24 protein-coding genes are annotated in these 15,128 nt (G+C 66.8%); 7 read left to right on the top strand and 17 right to left on the bottom strand.

Annotated elements, in window-relative coordinates:
- Positions 1–61: 61 nt before the first annotated feature.
- The 14 genes from FZN60_RS04390 to FZN60_RS04325 all read right to left on the bottom strand — a co-directional run bounded on the left by FZN60_RS04390 (position 62) and on the right by FZN60_RS04325 (position 7,626).
- Positions 62–979, bottom strand: coding sequence for a hypothetical protein (locus FZN60_RS04390; RefSeq protein ID WP_158871491.1), 918 nt, complete (start codon positions 977–979; stop codon positions 62–64).
- A gap of 299 nt (positions 980–1,278) precedes the next feature.
- Entirely contained in the window at positions 1,279–2,076 is a 798-nt protein-coding gene (locus tag FZN60_RS04385) for a hypothetical protein (RefSeq protein WP_158871489.1), read from the bottom strand.
- A complete protein-coding gene (locus FZN60_RS04380; protein ID WP_158871487.1) occupies positions 2,073–2,342 on the bottom strand; it encodes a hypothetical protein in 270 nt (89 codons plus the stop codon). Before FZN60_RS04380 ends, FZN60_RS04385 begins: the two co-directional genes overlap by 4 nt.
- Entirely contained in the window at positions 2,339–2,560 is a 222-nt protein-coding gene (locus FZN60_RS04375; RefSeq protein ID WP_158871485.1) for a helix-turn-helix domain-containing protein, read from the bottom strand. Before FZN60_RS04375 ends, FZN60_RS04380 begins: the two co-directional genes overlap by 4 nt.
- Before the next feature lie 226 nt (positions 2,561–2,786).
- Positions 2,787–2,996 carry a hypothetical protein gene (locus FZN60_RS04370; RefSeq protein WP_158871483.1) on the bottom strand — a complete coding sequence of 70 codons (210 nt, stop codon included), beginning with the start codon at positions 2,994–2,996 and terminating at the stop codon, positions 2,787–2,789.
- Positions 2,993–3,508, bottom strand: coding sequence for an HIRAN domain-containing protein (locus FZN60_RS04365; protein ID WP_158871481.1), 516 nt, complete (start codon positions 3,506–3,508; stop codon positions 2,993–2,995). The genes FZN60_RS04370 and FZN60_RS04365 overlap by 4 nt, the downstream gene beginning before the upstream one ends.
- On the bottom strand, positions 3,505–4,959 hold the full coding sequence (locus FZN60_RS04360) for a hypothetical protein (protein ID WP_158871479.1): 1,455 nt from the start codon (positions 4,957–4,959) through the stop codon (positions 3,505–3,507). The genes FZN60_RS04365 and FZN60_RS04360 overlap by 4 nt, the downstream gene beginning before the upstream one ends.
- Before the next feature lie 63 nt (positions 4,960–5,022).
- Entirely contained in the window at positions 5,023–5,241 is a 219-nt protein-coding gene (locus tag FZN60_RS04355; RefSeq protein WP_158871477.1) for a hypothetical protein, read from the bottom strand.
- On the bottom strand, positions 5,238–5,669 hold the full coding sequence (locus tag FZN60_RS04350) for a hypothetical protein (RefSeq protein ID WP_158871475.1): 432 nt from the start codon (positions 5,667–5,669) through the stop codon (positions 5,238–5,240). The genes FZN60_RS04355 and FZN60_RS04350 overlap by 4 nt, the downstream gene beginning before the upstream one ends.
- On the bottom strand, positions 5,666–6,076 hold the full coding sequence (locus FZN60_RS04345) for a helix-turn-helix domain-containing protein (RefSeq protein WP_158871473.1): 411 nt from the start codon (positions 6,074–6,076) through the stop codon (positions 5,666–5,668). Before FZN60_RS04345 ends, FZN60_RS04350 begins: the two co-directional genes overlap by 4 nt.
- On the bottom strand, positions 6,073–6,291 hold the full coding sequence (locus FZN60_RS04340; RefSeq protein ID WP_158871471.1) for a helix-turn-helix domain-containing protein: 219 nt from the start codon (positions 6,289–6,291) through the stop codon (positions 6,073–6,075). Before FZN60_RS04340 ends, FZN60_RS04345 begins: the two co-directional genes overlap by 4 nt.
- Positions 6,288–6,593 carry a hypothetical protein gene (locus FZN60_RS04335; protein ID WP_158871469.1) on the bottom strand — a complete coding sequence of 102 codons (306 nt, stop codon included), beginning with the start codon at positions 6,591–6,593 and terminating at the stop codon, positions 6,288–6,290. The genes FZN60_RS04340 and FZN60_RS04335 overlap by 4 nt, the downstream gene beginning before the upstream one ends.
- Positions 6,590–7,060 carry a hypothetical protein gene (locus FZN60_RS04330; RefSeq protein WP_158871467.1) on the bottom strand — a complete coding sequence of 157 codons (471 nt, stop codon included), beginning with the start codon at positions 7,058–7,060 and terminating at the stop codon, positions 6,590–6,592. The genes FZN60_RS04335 and FZN60_RS04330 overlap by 4 nt, the downstream gene beginning before the upstream one ends.
- Positions 7,057–7,626 carry a hypothetical protein gene (locus tag FZN60_RS04325; RefSeq protein ID WP_158871465.1) on the bottom strand — a complete coding sequence of 190 codons (570 nt, stop codon included), beginning with the start codon at positions 7,624–7,626 and terminating at the stop codon, positions 7,057–7,059. The genes FZN60_RS04330 and FZN60_RS04325 overlap by 4 nt, the downstream gene beginning before the upstream one ends.
- A gap of 276 nt (positions 7,627–7,902) precedes the next feature.
- On the opposite strand from FZN60_RS04325, the gene FZN60_RS04320 reads away from it, so the two are divergent.
- A complete protein-coding gene (locus FZN60_RS04320; RefSeq protein ID WP_158871463.1) occupies positions 7,903–8,553 on the top strand; it encodes a hypothetical protein in 651 nt (216 codons plus the stop codon).
- A 3-nt stretch (positions 8,554–8,556) separates the two neighbouring features.
- Here FZN60_RS04320 and FZN60_RS04315 read toward each other — a convergent pair whose 3' ends face one another.
- Positions 8,557–8,817 carry a hypothetical protein gene (locus FZN60_RS04315; protein ID WP_158871461.1) on the bottom strand — a complete coding sequence of 87 codons (261 nt, stop codon included), beginning with the start codon at positions 8,815–8,817 and terminating at the stop codon, positions 8,557–8,559.
- Between the two features lie 67 nt (positions 8,818–8,884).
- On the opposite strand from FZN60_RS04315, the gene FZN60_RS04310 reads away from it, so the two are divergent.
- The 4 genes from FZN60_RS04310 to FZN60_RS04295 all read left to right on the top strand — a co-directional run bounded on the left by FZN60_RS04310 (position 8,885) and on the right by FZN60_RS04295 (position 10,646).
- Positions 8,885–9,256, top strand: coding sequence for a hypothetical protein (locus tag FZN60_RS04310; RefSeq protein WP_158871459.1), 372 nt, complete (start codon positions 8,885–8,887; stop codon positions 9,254–9,256).
- Positions 9,257–9,429: 173 nt separating this feature from the next.
- Positions 9,430–9,852, top strand: a complete 423-nt coding sequence (locus tag FZN60_RS04305; RefSeq protein WP_158871457.1) for a hypothetical protein — start codon at positions 9,430–9,432, stop codon at positions 9,850–9,852.
- The gene (locus tag FZN60_RS04300; RefSeq protein ID WP_158871455.1) at positions 9,845–10,246 is read left to right on the top strand and encodes a hypothetical protein; all 402 of its coding nucleotides are present in this window, start codon (positions 9,845–9,847) and stop codon (positions 10,244–10,246) included. Before FZN60_RS04305 ends, FZN60_RS04300 begins: the two co-directional genes overlap by 8 nt.
- Positions 10,236–10,646, top strand: a complete 411-nt coding sequence (locus FZN60_RS04295; RefSeq protein ID WP_158871453.1) for a hypothetical protein — start codon at positions 10,236–10,238, stop codon at positions 10,644–10,646. Before FZN60_RS04300 ends, FZN60_RS04295 begins: the two co-directional genes overlap by 11 nt.
- A 328-nt stretch (positions 10,647–10,974) precedes the next feature.
- Here the strand turns inward: FZN60_RS04295 and FZN60_RS04290 are convergent, their stop codons facing one another.
- Complete coding sequence (locus FZN60_RS04290) at positions 10,975–12,024, bottom strand: DNA-binding protein (protein WP_158871451.1); 1,050 nt, start codon at positions 12,022–12,024, stop codon at positions 10,975–10,977.
- A gap of 137 nt (positions 12,025–12,161) precedes the next feature.
- On the opposite strand from FZN60_RS04290, the gene FZN60_RS04285 reads away from it, so the two are divergent.
- A complete protein-coding gene (locus FZN60_RS04285) occupies positions 12,162–12,614 on the top strand; it encodes a winged helix DNA-binding protein (RefSeq protein WP_158871449.1) in 453 nt (150 codons plus the stop codon).
- A gap of 8 nt (positions 12,615–12,622) precedes the next feature.
- Here FZN60_RS04285 and FZN60_RS04280 read toward each other — a convergent pair whose 3' ends face one another.
- Positions 12,623–13,567, bottom strand: a complete 945-nt coding sequence (locus tag FZN60_RS04280; protein ID WP_158871447.1) for a hypothetical protein — start codon at positions 13,565–13,567, stop codon at positions 12,623–12,625.
- A gap of 138 nt (positions 13,568–13,705) precedes the next feature.
- Between FZN60_RS04280 and FZN60_RS04275 the strand changes: the two genes are divergently transcribed.
- Positions 13,706–14,986: a hypothetical protein gene (locus tag FZN60_RS04275; RefSeq protein ID WP_158871445.1), complete on the top strand. Its 1,281-nt coding sequence runs from the start codon at positions 13,706–13,708 to the stop codon at positions 14,984–14,986.
- The last annotated feature ends 142 nt before the right edge of the window (positions 14,987–15,128 follow it).

Genomic DNA, 15,128 nt, shown 5'->3' with positions numbered 1-15,128 from the left:
CGGATGCCCGTTCGTTCCCGCGGTTCCCGTCGGAAAGTGTCGGAAGCTCTGAGCAGCGAATCTATCCGAGAATCGCCGCCACCACCACTGCGGCCGCCAGTCCCCATACCGCCACCGTCAGCCCGCGCACCCGTCGAGCTACCGCCGTCTCGCCCGCCGACGCGCCGATCGCCGCGACCACGGCCGGCACGTCGACGCCCGGCTCGTCGTCCTCGGGCACGGGCTCGGCCGGCTTCTCGCGCTTGGCATGCTCGAAGTAGAGGTGCGCCAGCGTCGCCGCCGGATAGTCGTCCTCGAGCATGGCGTACCACTGCCGTTGCCAGGGCTCCGAAAGCGCCTCGTCGACCTCGGTCTGGTAGAGGAGGGCGTCCACGTAGAGGCGCAGCTCCGGCGCCGCCCCGGTCGCGGCGATGGTCTCGCTGAGTTTCTCCAGGACCTCGGCCCGCACCGGCAGGTGCAGGTAGACGTGGTCCTCCGTCTCGTCGTCGCGCATCCGCGAAAGCTCGTCCGGCCGGCTCAGGAAGAGGCTGCCGATCTCGTCGGCGTCGCCCGTCGCCTTGATGCCCACCTTGACGCGGCGGAAGAACTGGTCGTAGTCGCCCTGCGGCTTCCCCTTGCGGCCGGCGGAGAAGACCCGGATGTCGCGCTTGTTGGCGATCGTCGCCCACCCGACGAGGTGCCAGGCCTCGCGCTGCTTCGACGGCACGATCTCCCGCGTCTGGATGTCCTGGAGCCGCTTCTTGTCATCGAGCGACATGCTCTCGTAGTCGGAGTAGGCCGCCGAAAGCAGGGCGTCATCGCCAGCCTGCTCCTCGCTCGCGTGGCTCCGCTGCATGCTGCCGAGCGACCGCTGGAGAGTGTATGCCTCGATGCGGAGGTCCAGATTCCGCCAGTGTCGGTGATAGCGCAGAGGCCGGCCGTTGACGGTGTCGTACTCGATGGCAATCGGGTTCAGGAAGATGCGCGTCTCGTCGGCCACGGTCGCTCCGGCGGCGAATTCGTTCGCTCGGAAGCATGGCACGCCACGCTTCCGCCCGGAACCTCCGGATGCGGAAAGGGCACGCCGGATGATCAGTCCGACGAGCCCCGGCCGTTTATTCCCTCGTCCTCTCGGACGGACACATACCGGCTCGCGTCGCGATCGCCGTCTCAATCGGAGGCCCGCATGTCTCGCGTGGCAGGGTTAGCGTACGGTCGGCGGATTCCCCAATCAAGCGGAGCCGGCCAACGTAGTTAGCGAACGGTATCGACGCACCATTCGCTTTCGTCGCATCGCTCCTACAGCGCGCCCATCAACGCCTCGTCGTCGTCCTCCACATCGACGGCGACCGCCTCCTGGACGGCCTTCACCCGCCGATCGTACCCGCGGACCGCCTCCTCGATGTCGTGGTACCCGGCGGCGATCCAGCGTCCGTCGTTCGCCTGCCGCGCCTCGACGAGGACGTAGCGGTCGTCGAAAAGATAGCCGAGCGACATCCTGGATCCCGAGGTGATGCGCACGAACGCGAACCGGGCGGAGGCGAGGTCCAGCAGCCGGCCTTCCGACCAGCAGGGTGAGGTCCGATCCACGCTCGGTCCTTCCCAATCCATGGAGCATGGGACCATCTGATGGTAGTGACGCCGGCTGTGCCGGACCTCGGCGACCGCTCGAGCCGGGTTGTCGTGCGGCCGGTTGCAGATCCAGTGCCCGTCCTCGGTCCGCATGACGTACCGCCGCCACCATTCGAGCTGACCGAAGCGGTGCCCGTACCCGTCCCTGAGCCCGACGACCCGGTAGACCGGGCCGTCCGCCTTGCGATCGGCGACCACGGACGCTCCGACGAGGACGGCATCGCCGACGATTTCGGTGCCGAGGAGCGTGTGCGCGGAGAGGACGCTGTCGATCAAGAGCCTGACCACGTGGCGATAGACGCGGTCGAAGTCCGGCCGCCCGGGCTCCCGGGGTGCCTTGCTGGCGTCGACCCCGTTGGTGTCGCCGAGGCCGATTTCGGTATTCGGCCAGTCGGGCAGGCGGCGGAAGAAGCGGTCGCCGTTCCGCTTGAAGCCGGCGAGGACACGCTGCTCGAGAGGCGTCACGCCGCGTCCTCCCAAAGCTCGTCCCGATCCCTGACGACCTCCCGCGCCTTCTCCGACGCCCAGGCATCGACGTCGGCGAGGTCGGCGATCGGCACGGTTCCGTCGAAGAAGCCGAAGGCGCTGCGGGCCGCCCATCGGATGCTGCCGGCCGGCGCCGAGTTGTAGGAGTCGTCCTCGCCGTCGAGGAGGACGACGAGGATTTCGGGCGAAACGCCGGCGGGCGGGATGGTGCCGTCGGCGAGGCGGGGGAAGGAGCGGACGCTCATGCCGTCACCCGCCGGTACGTCATCGGCACCCGCTCCAGCCCCAGCGCCGCCAGCACGCTCGCACCCGGATCTCGTCGGCCGGCGATGACGTCCGACACGTAGGCCGGCGACAGGTCGTGCGCCTCCGCCCAGCTCTTCTGCGACCCGGCTTCCCGGCAGACCTCGTGCAGGAGCCGGACGACGTCGTCCGGCCGGAGCGGCGGCTCGGCCGGCGTCATAGCGATCGAGGGGCGCAGGGCAGGCAGTGCCAGGCTCCCTTGTCGGCGGTGTGCGACCTGCCGCAGGCTCGGCAGCGCTGCGCATAGAGTCCCGGACCATACCCGCCGATAGGCCACTGGAAACCGCGCTCGACGAGGAGCGCGACAAAGGGCTCGTTGTCGACCTCGTCGCCGAGGGGCCGGCGAGCAGGCCTCGAGCGAGCCCTAGTGAACAGGTTGGGGTCGGTCATGCCAGATGCTCCCTGACGTACTTCCGGATGGCCGCCCGGACGTTGAGTGAAGCGCGGCCGCCCTGTTTCGGCTGGCCATGCGGGACCTTGGTGACGACCTCGCCGGCGATGCGGACCAGGACGTGGCGCCTCCGGTCGTCGAGCGACCAGGGCAGGGGACAGCGCCGCAGCTCGGCCGCGACGATGGGGTCGAGTCGGGCGCTCAAAACGGAATGTCCGCATCGTCGGGCACCATCGGCGGCGCCGTCACCGTCCTCGGCTCCTCGACGTCCTCATCGTCCCAACACGGCTCGAGATAGCTGGCTATCTTCCACTCTTCGGGTTCCGCGACGATGTGGATGAGGCCTTCGCCGACGAGGAGGACCCGGGCGCTCCAGGCGCCGCCGGTTCCGGCGTCGAGGACGTACGCCCGGACGCTCGCGCCGGCGTCCATGGCCGGCGAGAGGTCGGCGGCGAGGAGGCGGGGCAGGTGCCCGAGCCGGTGCGAGTTGCGCCACCAGACCTCGATGGCGTTCGTGTCGTGCGGGTTCTCCGGCGCACGGACGAGAGACAGGCGGTCTCCGGCCGAAGGCATGACGAGACCGCCCAGGCCGTCGGGCCCGGCGTAGGCGTGGAACTGCAAGCCGGCGATCGCGGTCTCGTAGCTCGGCTCGCTGGCGCCGATGCGATCCAACTCGACGCCGGCCGGCGTGTCGCGGAGGTGGTCGAGGGAGGTCATGCCGCCCTCCGGATCATTCCGCCGACGGTCGCCCGCAGACCGGATTCAGTCAGCTCCAGGGCCTCGTGCCCCCAGAGCATCTCGCCGCCGATTCCCCAGCCGCCCCGGCCGCGCCAGTTCCGCCGGGGCTGGATCCTCGCCGCGGCGCAGGCCGCCTCGACGATCTCGTCGGCCGCCTCCCATCGCATTGCCTCGGTCTCGTCGAGGCGGGAGAGGAGCTGCCGGCGAAGGACGGCCGGGTCGCCCTCCTCGTGACCGGGAGGCGTCGACAGGGGAGCCGTCGAAACCCACCTCAGCGTATCGACCGCATAACGGAACTTCGGCTCCGTCCTGTAGAGGTGCATGCGCTCCGGATCCGCGAGGAGCGCGTCGATTGCCAGCGGGACCGCGGCGAGTCCGGTCGGGATCGGCGCAGCCTCCTCCGCCTCCCTGGCGGCCAGCTTCCGTCCGGCTCCGCATCCCGCAGAGAAGGCGGCGAACAGCGCCTTCGCGTGCAACGTCGCGCCGTGCGGATCGCGAGGCACCAGGCCCTCGTCGACCGTCAGACCGACGTCGTGGCCCGGCCCGTGCAGCGTCCAGACGCCGTCGGACGACCGCTCACGCCGGAAGCCATGACGGCCGAAAACGGCGTCGAGCGACCTGGAGACGACATCCTGGTGCGCGTCGGAGACCTCGCGGGGGTCCTGGGCGACGCGCAGGTACCTCGCCGCCCGCTCGGGGATCTCGGCGTCGGGCCGCACCATCGAGCCGGCCTCGTCCGTCTGGATCGTGACGCCGCCGATGCCGCGGATGTCCACGCCGCCGGACTGCCGCAGGGCGTCGGCCATCGCGGCGACGACCTCCTCGTCGGACGCGTCGGCGGGCACCTGGATGTCGAAGCCGACGACGCCGGCCTCCCGCAGCGGGCTCGGCATCAGGCCCTTGCGCTTGAGATAGTCCTGGATGACCGCCCGCACCTTCTCGTCGCCGGCGGGCGCCCGCAGCGCCTTCCAGAGAAGGCCGACGAGATCGGCCATGACCCTCGGGGCATCGGTCGTCGGGATGTGGCTGCCGCCCTTGTTCCACGGCTTGAACGACGCCAGGTCGTCGAGGTTGGGCCACGTGCCGGAAAAGTTCCAGCCCCTGTCGTCGATGGTCACGAAGGCCGGCGGGCGGACCTTCGAGAACGAGAGCTTGCCGAAGACGCCCTTGACCATTCCGCCGTCGTCGGAGCCGAACGCCTCGTACAGCTCGTGGCGAAGCCACGTCCTGACGGCGTCGTCACCGGCTTGCTCGTTCAATCTGCTCGAAACGATCACGACGTCGAAACGGCCGTCGTGGACGAGGTCGCGCAGGAACGTCATTGCTCCCGGCGTCGGCGGGTCTGCGATCGTCGCCGCGTCCGTCCAGCGCGACGTGTACGAGTGGATGACGCCGTCGAAGTCGACCGCGATCAGTTTCTCGTGGGGCATGCCTCGCTCCTGTCGTGATGCCGGCAGCGCTTTCCTCCGCTGCCGGGTGGTTGCTGTCGGGTGTCAGGGCCTCGGGCCGGCCGGCGGCTCGAGGTCGGTGTTTGGCTCCAGGCCGGGGCGCAGGGACGCGATCATCTCCATGGCCGCGGCGATACGCTTCGCGTCGGCCGGTCGATCGACGTGGAGGTCGTGCTGGACCGCGAGGAGCGCCTGCCATGCCTCGTCGAGGTGCTGATCCAGGCGTTCCTGACGGTCGCGGCGGCGGCGGGTCGGCGTCGTCATGCTTGCGCTCCTTCCATGCGACGGCGGCGGCGATCGACGATGCGGGCTTCGGCGTCGGCGAGCCTTTCGAGCGTCCGCCGCAGCGGCTCCGGCGTCGTCTCGTCGATGGCGATCGGCGCGACCGAAGCGGCCGGCGGCGTGGCGAGTTCGCGGGCGCGACGAGCGCGGGCGAAGGTCCATCCCATCGCGGCCGCGATCTCCTGCGCGGTCCGACCGGCTTCGGCGAGCCTCCGGACGGCGGCGAGGTCTGCCGGCGTCAGCCTCCGGTGCAACGCCGAGGCGATGCCGTACCGAAGGCGGACGTTCTGGACGACCTGTATCCGCCGTCCCAGTCGGACCGCGATCTCCCTGTCGACGACGCCCTCGCCGGCGAGGCGGCGGACCTCTTCGACGTCGGCGGGCGTGACCGGGCGGTAGGGTCTGGTCATCCGGCGGCTCCGAGGCGCTGGCGGAGGGCGACCTCGCCCGCGGACCGGACAGGGCGGGCGGGCGCGGATTCGAGCGCGGCGTGCCGGCGGGCGATGACGACGTCCAAGAAGTGCTCGAAGGTCGCCAGCTCCTCGTGTCCGAGTTCGCCCAGCTTGCGGAGCATGCCGACGACCCGCTCGCCGCCAGCTTCGACGTGATCGCAGCGGCCGAGGAGGGAATCAGTCGAGACGTGGAGGGCGTCGGCGAGGCGAACGAGTCCGTCGATGCTCGGCACGCGGTCGCCGGATTCGAGATGCGACACGCTCGACGATGAGACGCCGGCGGCGGCCGCCAGTTCGCCGACCGACAGGCCACGGAAGGCGCGGGCGAGGGCTAGGTTCTCGGCGAAGGGAAGGGAGGCGGTCATGAGTTCCTCGCGAGCTTGTAGCCGCCGGTGTGACGCGACTCGATCCGATGCCCGCGTCGACGAAGGCGGAGGACCTCGACGCGTACGATCACCGGCGCCGAGGGCGGTCCGCCATCGATGCGATCCGCGTAGAGAGCGGACACGATCTCGGCGGTCGACGTGAAGCGGCCTGGAGCGGAGGCGAGGAGGGCGAGGATGCGGTCGCCGATCGTCATGCCGGCCTCCTCGACGACAAACCAAGCCGCGACCGGCGGACGGCGACCGCCGTGACGCTGACGCCCAGCGCCTGCGCGGCCGCCGCGAGGTCGGCGCCATCGGCATCGAGCCGGCGCAGGCGGGCGTCGCGCTCGCGGGACCAGACCGGCCGGCGGGGGCGGACGACGCCCAGTTCCTGGCGGCGCTGACGGACGGCGGCGACGCTGCGGTCGAGAGCGGCGGCGAGGCCCCGGTCGCGCAGGCCGGCGGCGTGAAGGGCCTCGAGGCGAGCCTCGTCCTCGGGTGTCCAAACCCGGCTCATGCGGCACCACGCATTTCCGCGATGGCCTCGCGCCGGGCGAGCGTCAGGAGCCTCGACCGGACGGTCGTCGTCGCGAGGCCGACCTGGGATGCGATCTCCGCCGTCCGCAGACCCGCCGTCGAGAGCTGGATAAGGCGCTCATCGTAGGGACGGACGTCGTCGAAGGCCTCGGAGCGAGGGCCGACCAGGCCGAGGCGACGAATGTGGTTGTCAACCTTCTTCCGCGACAGGCCGGTCAGCCGGACCGCGACCGACTTGGAGAACCCGCGCTCGACCAAGTCGGCGAGACGATCGAGCTGGCGCTGCGTCGGAAGCGGGTGCAGCCGCAGGCCGAGCCGGTGCATCCGCACGTGCGTCGCGTTCTCGCTCCGGCCAACGGCGGCCGCGATCTCGGGGATCGAGCGGCCGGCGGCGACCATGTCGTGGAGCGTCTCCAGCTCGGCCGCGTTCCAGACCCGCCCGGTCACGTGCGGGATTCTTTCAGGTCGCGGAGAAGGGCGAGCGTGTCGCCGTCCTCGGCGATCCGCCGCTCGAGCTGCCCGATCGTTGCCTCCAGTGTCGTCGCGGACTTGTCGGCGACGCGGCGCGTGACCAGACCCGATTTCGAGACGCGAGACTGAACGGCGCCAGGGGTCCGGTCGAGAATCTCCGCAACGACGAAGATCGAAATACCCGCATCGATTAGCGTCTTGAGGAGGGTCAGCTCGGCCGGCGACCACGACCGTGCCGGCGGGGCAGGCGCTTCAGCCCTGAGCCCGACGATGGCCGGGACGGCGGCCGGAAGGGCAGGTCCGGTGCCGATCGGTGCGGCGTGGCGAGACGGCGGAGCGGTTCGGGGAGTGCGACCGCACGAGCCGAGGATCCGGGCGATCTCGGAGAGCGAGACGCCGGTTCGGGCCCGTATATGTCCCGCTGTGCTCCCCTCGTCGTGCAGTTCCCGGACCCTTTCGGCGACGTGCGCGGTGTACGAGACGCGCACGTGCGGACCCGACCGCAGCCTCGGCGTTCCTCTCGCTTCCGTGACCTCGCTCATCCCCGACCTCGACACCCTGACGCGACACCGCACCGATTCGTGCGGTGCATGTTCCCAAGAAAGGTATCGGTAGAGCGGAAGTCAACAGCATCGGCTCTGGCGGCAAAAACTTTCTTAACGGTCGCACCATGTCCATTCTGTCAACATCGATCTGCGGCCGGGAGATCGTCCGAAAGTCGGAGGATTTCGGGAGGGGCTCCTTACTTTCTTGCGCGCAGTCTAGATCCTTTTCATGCGAGCGGATGGGCCGCCGAAGGATTTCGGAAGGATTGGAAAATGCTCAAGAGGGTGATGGCGGCGATCGCGAGAGCTTTGAAGGCGACGGCGGCGGCGGTGCTGCTGCCGATCTACGGCATGGTGGACGGCGTGAGGACGATCCTCGGCTGGTTCTCGCCGCCGCGTCCGACGGCGGTCGACGACGTCGCGCAGGAGGTGGTCGCCGAGAACGTCGACGTCGCGGCGGAGAAGTCCGCCGTCGTCGAGGAGCGCCGGGAGCGGGTTCGGCTGTCCGAGTCGGAGAGGATCCGGCGGGCCGCCCGTTCGGCCGAGTTCGGCTACTCGATCGGCACGGATCTTCTCGATCCGGAGACGCCGGCCGAGCGCGAGATCCTCGGCTGGATCCTGAAGCTGGACGCCCTGCAGCTCGGTATGCTGAGCAAGGCCGGCGACGACGACATCCAGCTCCACCTGGCCGGCGTCCAGCGCCTGCGCATGCCTCTGCTGCCCCGCGATCAGATTCCGCTCGACACGGCGCGAGAGGCGCGGGAGGAGCGCGCCCGTCCGCCGACGGCTCAGGAGTGGGTCGGGATCCTCGCGTCCCGGGCAGCCTCGAGGGGCGACGACGACCCCGACGTCGATGCGATCCTCGCGGCAGCGGAGAAGCTTGCGGAGGCCGGAGCGACCCTCGAGGATCGGCCGGAGGAATGAGGATCAGCGGCGGCGGTGCTCGCGGAGGAGCGAGATCGTGCGGTCCGCGGCCTCGATGCGGGCGTACGCCGCCAGCAGCTCGTCCTGGAGCGCCGACGTTCTCCGGCGCTCGGCACGCAGAGCCCGGGCGAGGCGGGCGACGGCCTGAGGGCCGGAGGTGTCAATCGCCCGGGCCTGGCGGGCGGAGTTGAAGGCACTGCCGATCGCGGCGCCGAGCGCGCTCTCGAGACCACCGCAGAATCTGTGGGCGTTCCAGGACGACATCGCTTTTCCCTCTCGCGGTCCGGTGCCGGCATGTTTCGCCGGCGGTTGGAGGACATAGGAGCACGAAATGGTTGCGGGTGAGTTAAAAAAAGTTACGCCGACACGCAGGTCGCGGGAGGAGCGTCGCCGACAGTGCGAGTACTCCGCTCGGCATCGCGAGCGCATCGCCGGCACGCCGGATATGCGCCTCGTCGACCGCACGCTCGTCGAGGCACTCGCTGAGCACCTGCGGTCGCAGCCGGTCGAGGTCACGGAACCGCTGACCCGGGCTCTCGTCGATCTCGCCGTCGGCGGTCTGGTGCATGCCGGCATCGACAAGCGGACGGCCGAACGAAGCGTCGGCAAGAGGATCCAGTATTGGCTGTCGTGCAAGCCTCGCGGGACCGTCAAACCCAGCGTCTACAGGGCTTTGGAGCCGAAGTCCAATCTCACGCCGTGAGATGCCGAACCTGCCCGCACCCTCGTTACTTCGTCTTTCGGCGTGAGATGAGGAACACCGCATAACGCTTCGCGAACATCGCCCGCCGTAACACTTAAAACGTACCCAATTTAGGTACATTTATGGTTAACGCCGGCCGGCATCCACGCTCGGCCTGCGTGGAGAACACCACCATGATGCGCGTCCAACTCGCCCCTTCCGGATCAGACCTGGCATCCCGCCTCGACACCGTACGGCTGGACGCACGCTTCGCCAGCACGATGCTGGAGCCGGTCAGAGCGTCCGAGCTGCGCCTGCTTCGGTCGGCGGGCGTAGAGACCTACGGCGACGTCGAGCGCAGTGCCCGCCGGCATCTCGACTTCTTCGGCGAGAACGCCGGCACCTGTCTCGAAGACGTCCCAGGCCTCGACAGCCGAACGGTCGACGTTCTCGACCGCAACGTCGACGCCATCGAAGCGGCAAGGGTCGCGGTCGTCCGCCGGCAGGCCGAGAAGAAGGCGGTATCGGTGACGGTCCCGTTCTCGTCCTCGCCGTCGCTCGTCGCCGAGGTCCTCGGCGCTCTGCTCGCCGACGAGGGGGAGGCGGTCCGTGGCTGACCCCGCCCTTTTCCGCTCGGCTCTCGCCGCCTGCGGCCTCGACGTCGACACGGCGGCCGAGGTCCTGGGCGTCTCGACCGCGACGGTCCGGTCCCGCCTCCGCTCCGCCGGCTCGGCGATGACCCATGCCGAGGCTGACATCCTCGCGAAGGTCTGGACCCGGATCAACCGAGGCGACGTCGCCGACCTGCCGGAGGGCTGCCGCGACATGTCCAGGGCGCTCCGGCTCCTGCGCGGCGTTGAGAGCATCCCGGTTCCGGGCAGGAAGAGGAAGGGACCGCCGCCGACCGATCATGAAAGGGCGCTCGTCGCGGCCTACGAAGCGATCCAGGCAGCGGACGCCAGACGCGGCGCGATGCGGAAGGTGAACAGGGGGAAGACCGATGCCCAGTGAGTTCCAGCCGATGACCCAGGACGAGCGCCAGGAGCACCCGGCCTTCCAGTCCCTGCGCCGGGCGATCCGCCACCAACTCGGCGATCTCGCCGGCTTCCCAGTTTCGCCTGACGCCGGACTCGTCGCTTCCTACGAAGAGGGCTGGCGGTTCGAGATCGGCTTCTGGCGCGGGATCCCGTTCCGGGCGGGGCGGGCCATGACCAGGGCGATCCTCGCGATCCCGGAAGCGGAGCGGACGCCCGCCGCGGCACGGGCATGCTGGCACCGCTGGCTCGACGACAACGCCGGCCGGCTGGCGGCACGGCTCCTGACGGACGAGTTGGCGGACGCGTGGCTCGACCACGTCACGGCGGCCTACCTCGCACGGCTCCCGACCTCGGCCGGAGCGCGGATGAACTGAACCCCTCCTCACGACTAGCACCGCACCAAATGCCCCAGGATCGCCCCTGGGACCTTTTTGCATCCGCCCTCCATTCGTACACCCTCGACGGTTCATGTGTTGATCGGCGCCACATGCTGCCCTCGTTCGGTATCAGCATGATCAACAGGTTAGCAGGCTGATCGGCGCCGCAGCGCGATGCCGTTACACAATCAGTGTGTCGACCTGTTGAAACGCCCGCACATCGAACTGTCCGCCACGCGACACTGATCAACATTGGACAACCGGACGTATCGTCCGATCTCCCACTGTCTCTCCGTGATCCCGTCGATAACCGATATGTTCGGCATCATCGGCCGGTTGCTTCAGCATACTCCCGTCGCCTGGGAGGCCATGTGCTGGGCGGCATACGATTGCTGTAGTGGAGCGATGTCTCGCCGCTATGAGGCGAGGGTTCATCGAGGAAGGAGATCATGTCGTCGACAGGCGGGACCGGATGCTTCGTATTCGCGATCTCGTTGTCGCCCGCCTGCTCGATCGAATCGGTCTGCCTCCCGTCCAGGGCGAGAGATCCGTCGTTGAGACATCCGTCCGCTGCCTCGCCTTCTGAGCGGTCGTTCATCTCGACCATGGCGATTTCGCTCGGCTGAAGTGCCGAAATCGGAGTCGCAACGTCAGCGGCAGTCGCGCTTGCCGGACCGTCCTTGAGCGGCACATCGGTGGTGGCCTGAAGAGGCGGCAGCCTGTTGATCGCTTCCTGCAGATCGATCTGATCAGGATCCGAGTGCCTCGGCGACTGCTTGACTCCGGCGGTGCCAGAATCCTTGGCCGGCGCATCCAGCCTCGCGAGGCGCAGTTCGAGAACCCGGACCCGGCTTTCGAGAGCATCCTTGTCCTGAGGAGGCTGCGAACTCATCAATGGAGCCGAACCTGCGATATTGTCGGAGACGACCTCTCCAGCCGCGCTCTTCGATGACGCTTCGTCCATCTGCGTTGCGAGAGCCCTCAGTTGACCGGCGAGATCATCGCGTTCGTTCTCGAGCCTGCTCCGCTCCTCTTCCAAGGAAGCGATCCGCTCCTCCATCTCGATCCGCGCCTGTTCGAACAGCGCCAGGGTCGTCGAGTGTCGCCGGAGATCGACTTCCCGCGCTGCCGCGTAGATCTGCTCGAGCTGGCCGGAGACGATCCGACCGGCCTGGAAAAGGGCCGAGCGGACCTCGGGCGAGAGGTCCCGGCCTTCCGCGTTGTCCTGAGCCCGGCTCTTTTCGATTTCGCCGCGCAAAGCGCTTACGTCCGCCCTGGACCCGCCCGTGAGGTCCAGGATCCGCGTGATCGTCGGCTTTTCGCGACGCGCCTCGAGTTCACGCATCGCGTCGATCACCTCGTCCTTGGTCGGCATAACGATCCTCATATATCCTGGGTTGACGAAATCACCCTTTGGTACGCAATGATATAGAATATTTGCTCGGCCGATTTCAAGGCCTACGCGGCGCGATATCGCGTATGATGAAAACTTCGTATGATCAGGAGACCAACATGGTATTCGCCCTCTTCGGACTGAGCCCTGCCTTCATCGCTGCGCGGGACGATAGAGTGCAGGCCTTCAAGGCCGGGATCGAAGTAGTCCGGAATGTTCATCCCAGCATGACTATCGGTATGCTATACACGCTTCTGACAGCCGCCGAGTACTACGACATACATTTCATGCAGAAGAAGGACATGAGCGCACTGGCGGAGCAGGTTGGTGTTCCGTACACAACGCTGGTCCGTCAGGTGGAGTTGCTAGGAGAAGGTATAGCCAAGCGCGGGGGACTGGGACTCGTTGAGAAGCACTCAGCGCCGTACAACGGGAAAGCCAAGATCGTCAGGATAACAGACGAAGGGCTTCGAATGATGCAGTCGATCATCGAGGCAATGAAGGAGTGCGAAGCTAAAATTGCCGCGACCGAGCAGTCAGATGGTTCCCCCAGGATTGGGTCGGAGGGGTGATCACCAAGTCAGAATACGAAGCCCTGCCGCAGCGGTCCATCCTCATCAGCGCGACCGGCAGGCATCCCGACTTCAGTGCTTAAAACATCTGCCAGCCCAAGCCGCTGTGCGTGCAATCTCTTTCGCACCTCCAAGGAATCGAGCGCCGTGCCGTTCCTTCCGAGCCTTTGTGAGCGCAGCTGGATGATCTCGTCTCGATCGTCCATGATCTCGATCCTGAGATATCTAGGATACAGTACCGGCGAGGTCGGGGACATGCACAGCGACCTCAAAGCAGGGCGCAGAACTTTCGGCCTGAAGTCTTTTTGTTGGTGCCCTGACCACCCCAGCTGCCTGACGAGCAGCGAGATCGGCAAGCTCAGTGCGATCCAGCCTTCTTCGGACGCCATGCGTCTGTGTTTGATGGTTGCCGCGCCGATGACAGCGTATAGGGACATGGCCCAACGGGTGCTGGCGACACATGCGACACCAACTTCTACTCTAAAGAATTTGGCGACACGATTGCGATCCAGACGATAACCATCCTCGAACCGTTCCCGGATGTCGGCGCTGAGCTTCCAAACGATCGATCGTCTGTCTTCAGTAAGAGCGGGAGCAAGCTCGAAGGCGAGAAGGCGGGCTGTTCTGAGGAGCACTCTCAGATCGGCAAGTCTCTCGCACACTTCGGCCGCCGCTCTCGGCCCGCCACGTTTCAGGACGTCCGGCGACAATCGACCAATCGCAATCGATCGTGCCTCATGCGGTTCGCCGCTGGACGCACAATGCGCTTCCACAGCCAGCATCATCCATAAGATGGCCACGTCCCGTGCCGTCGCCGATGACGGTATTTGGATCCCGCTCAGTAACGAGGTCGGAAAAGGCATGACCCAAGAGAGGGGAGTGGACGTTAAATCCAACGCACATTCCGCCAGAAAGCGGTTCGTGCGATCTCGCGGCTGGAGGTTGACTGACATGGATGTCTCCTGGCAACTCGGCTACCATGACCTTCGTGGATGGATTCGGCAACTAGCATGTGTTGCAGGGACTAGAAGGGGCAGGGGACCAGCGTTTTTGTGGAAGACGCATGCACAACACCTATCACGGGCAGGCTCGTGACCTCTGACCTCTTTTATCTTCGCTCTATCGCGGTCTGCGACCGGTCGTACAGCACGCGATCGATGATCGGAGATCTGCGGTCGACTGATCGAGAGTTGCGTGACGCAGCACGGCTGCTCGCGCGTGTCAGGCGGGCGATCTCTATCGTCTGCGGGTTGCATGCGAACGGCAGGGTGCTGGTCGGAGCAACGAGACGTGTTCGGCTGGCACTTCAAGCGCGATGGAAGGCGCCTAACAACGCCGACTTCGTGCATTTCGGAGCCCTGCGTGGACTCGACTTCGCAAAGCGGCACGTCGCCGCCCTCTCTATCGGACGCTTTGAGTTGCCTTCTGGCGTGATCGACGGCTTTGCCGCTGCGCTCGGCTTCGACGACGAAGACCCCGAGGCCACGTTGGTGGGATTGGACCTCTCCTCGGAAGCTAGGCGCCTCCGGATGCGTAATGGGAAGGACATCACGATCCGTGTGCCGGTACGGACGGATCGGTGGGGCCGCATCATCCAGAACCAGTATCGCGAGGAGGAGCTGAAGCAGTTCGTCGGCCGATTGCGGCCTGTATATCGCGAGGGCGTTGCGCCGGTATGGTATGCCATGACGAACGTGCTTCCCAGCTCCATCGTTTGGGACCATGCATTGAGTCTCGACGAGCTGCTCACCTGCGAGAGTGGCGGAGGCTTCATCGGGCGCCATCTTTGGGAGATAGCACGACGGTGCGAGGGGATTCTCTCGCCGGAAGTCGCGAGCACGACCTGCTCCGATCTCGTTTCGTTGGACATGCTCGTCGAGACCTTTGGGGCTGAAGGCATCGACCTCAAGGCAGGAGTGTCAATGCCTTCTTTTGCAGCAACTGGATGGACGCGGGTGTTGTGGACAGATGGAGTGAACAAGAAGAGTGCCGCTTGGGTCGCTGCTCATGTTGAGGAACCTGAGCATAAGGTCGCAGGACTCCTGCGATCGGCCCGCTTTGATGTCCGCCATGTCTCGCTTGAGCAAAGCTGCGTCTTCCATGGAGATTCGAAGCCTCCCGATCCGCTTGATGTACTCTTCGAAGGAGAGAAGACGGATGAGCAGGAGGATAACGATCGGGCTGCCATTCGGAGTCGGATGCTAGCCCTGCAGCAGCGCGACGGCGGCCGTTTCGGGGTTGGAGATTGCGGTCTCCTTCTGACTCGGTCGGTGCAACGGCTCAAAGTTTCCGTCGAACTCGAGCAGGAGATGGCGCTCGCCGCCATCAACCATGGTCGTCGTCTCGAAGATAAATTAGAGGAAAAAACCTGACGTCGAGCGACGGCTGAGGCCGAGGCACTTTCCCGGAAAGCCACTGTCGACGTCGGCCAAGCTGCACTCCAGGCGCCTGTTTCTGTCGTAGGCAGTGATCGCATGCAACCCAATCGTTATGTGGGCTGCTGTCGACGCCGCC

The organism is Antarcticirhabdus aurantiaca (assembly GCF_009765365.1).
Lineage (GTDB): Bacteria > Pseudomonadota > Alphaproteobacteria > Rhizobiales > Rhizobiaceae > Antarcticirhabdus > Antarcticirhabdus aurantiaca.
The sequence above is the reverse complement of the archived record's forward strand: the minus strand, read 5'-3'. Positions and strand labels throughout refer to the sequence as shown.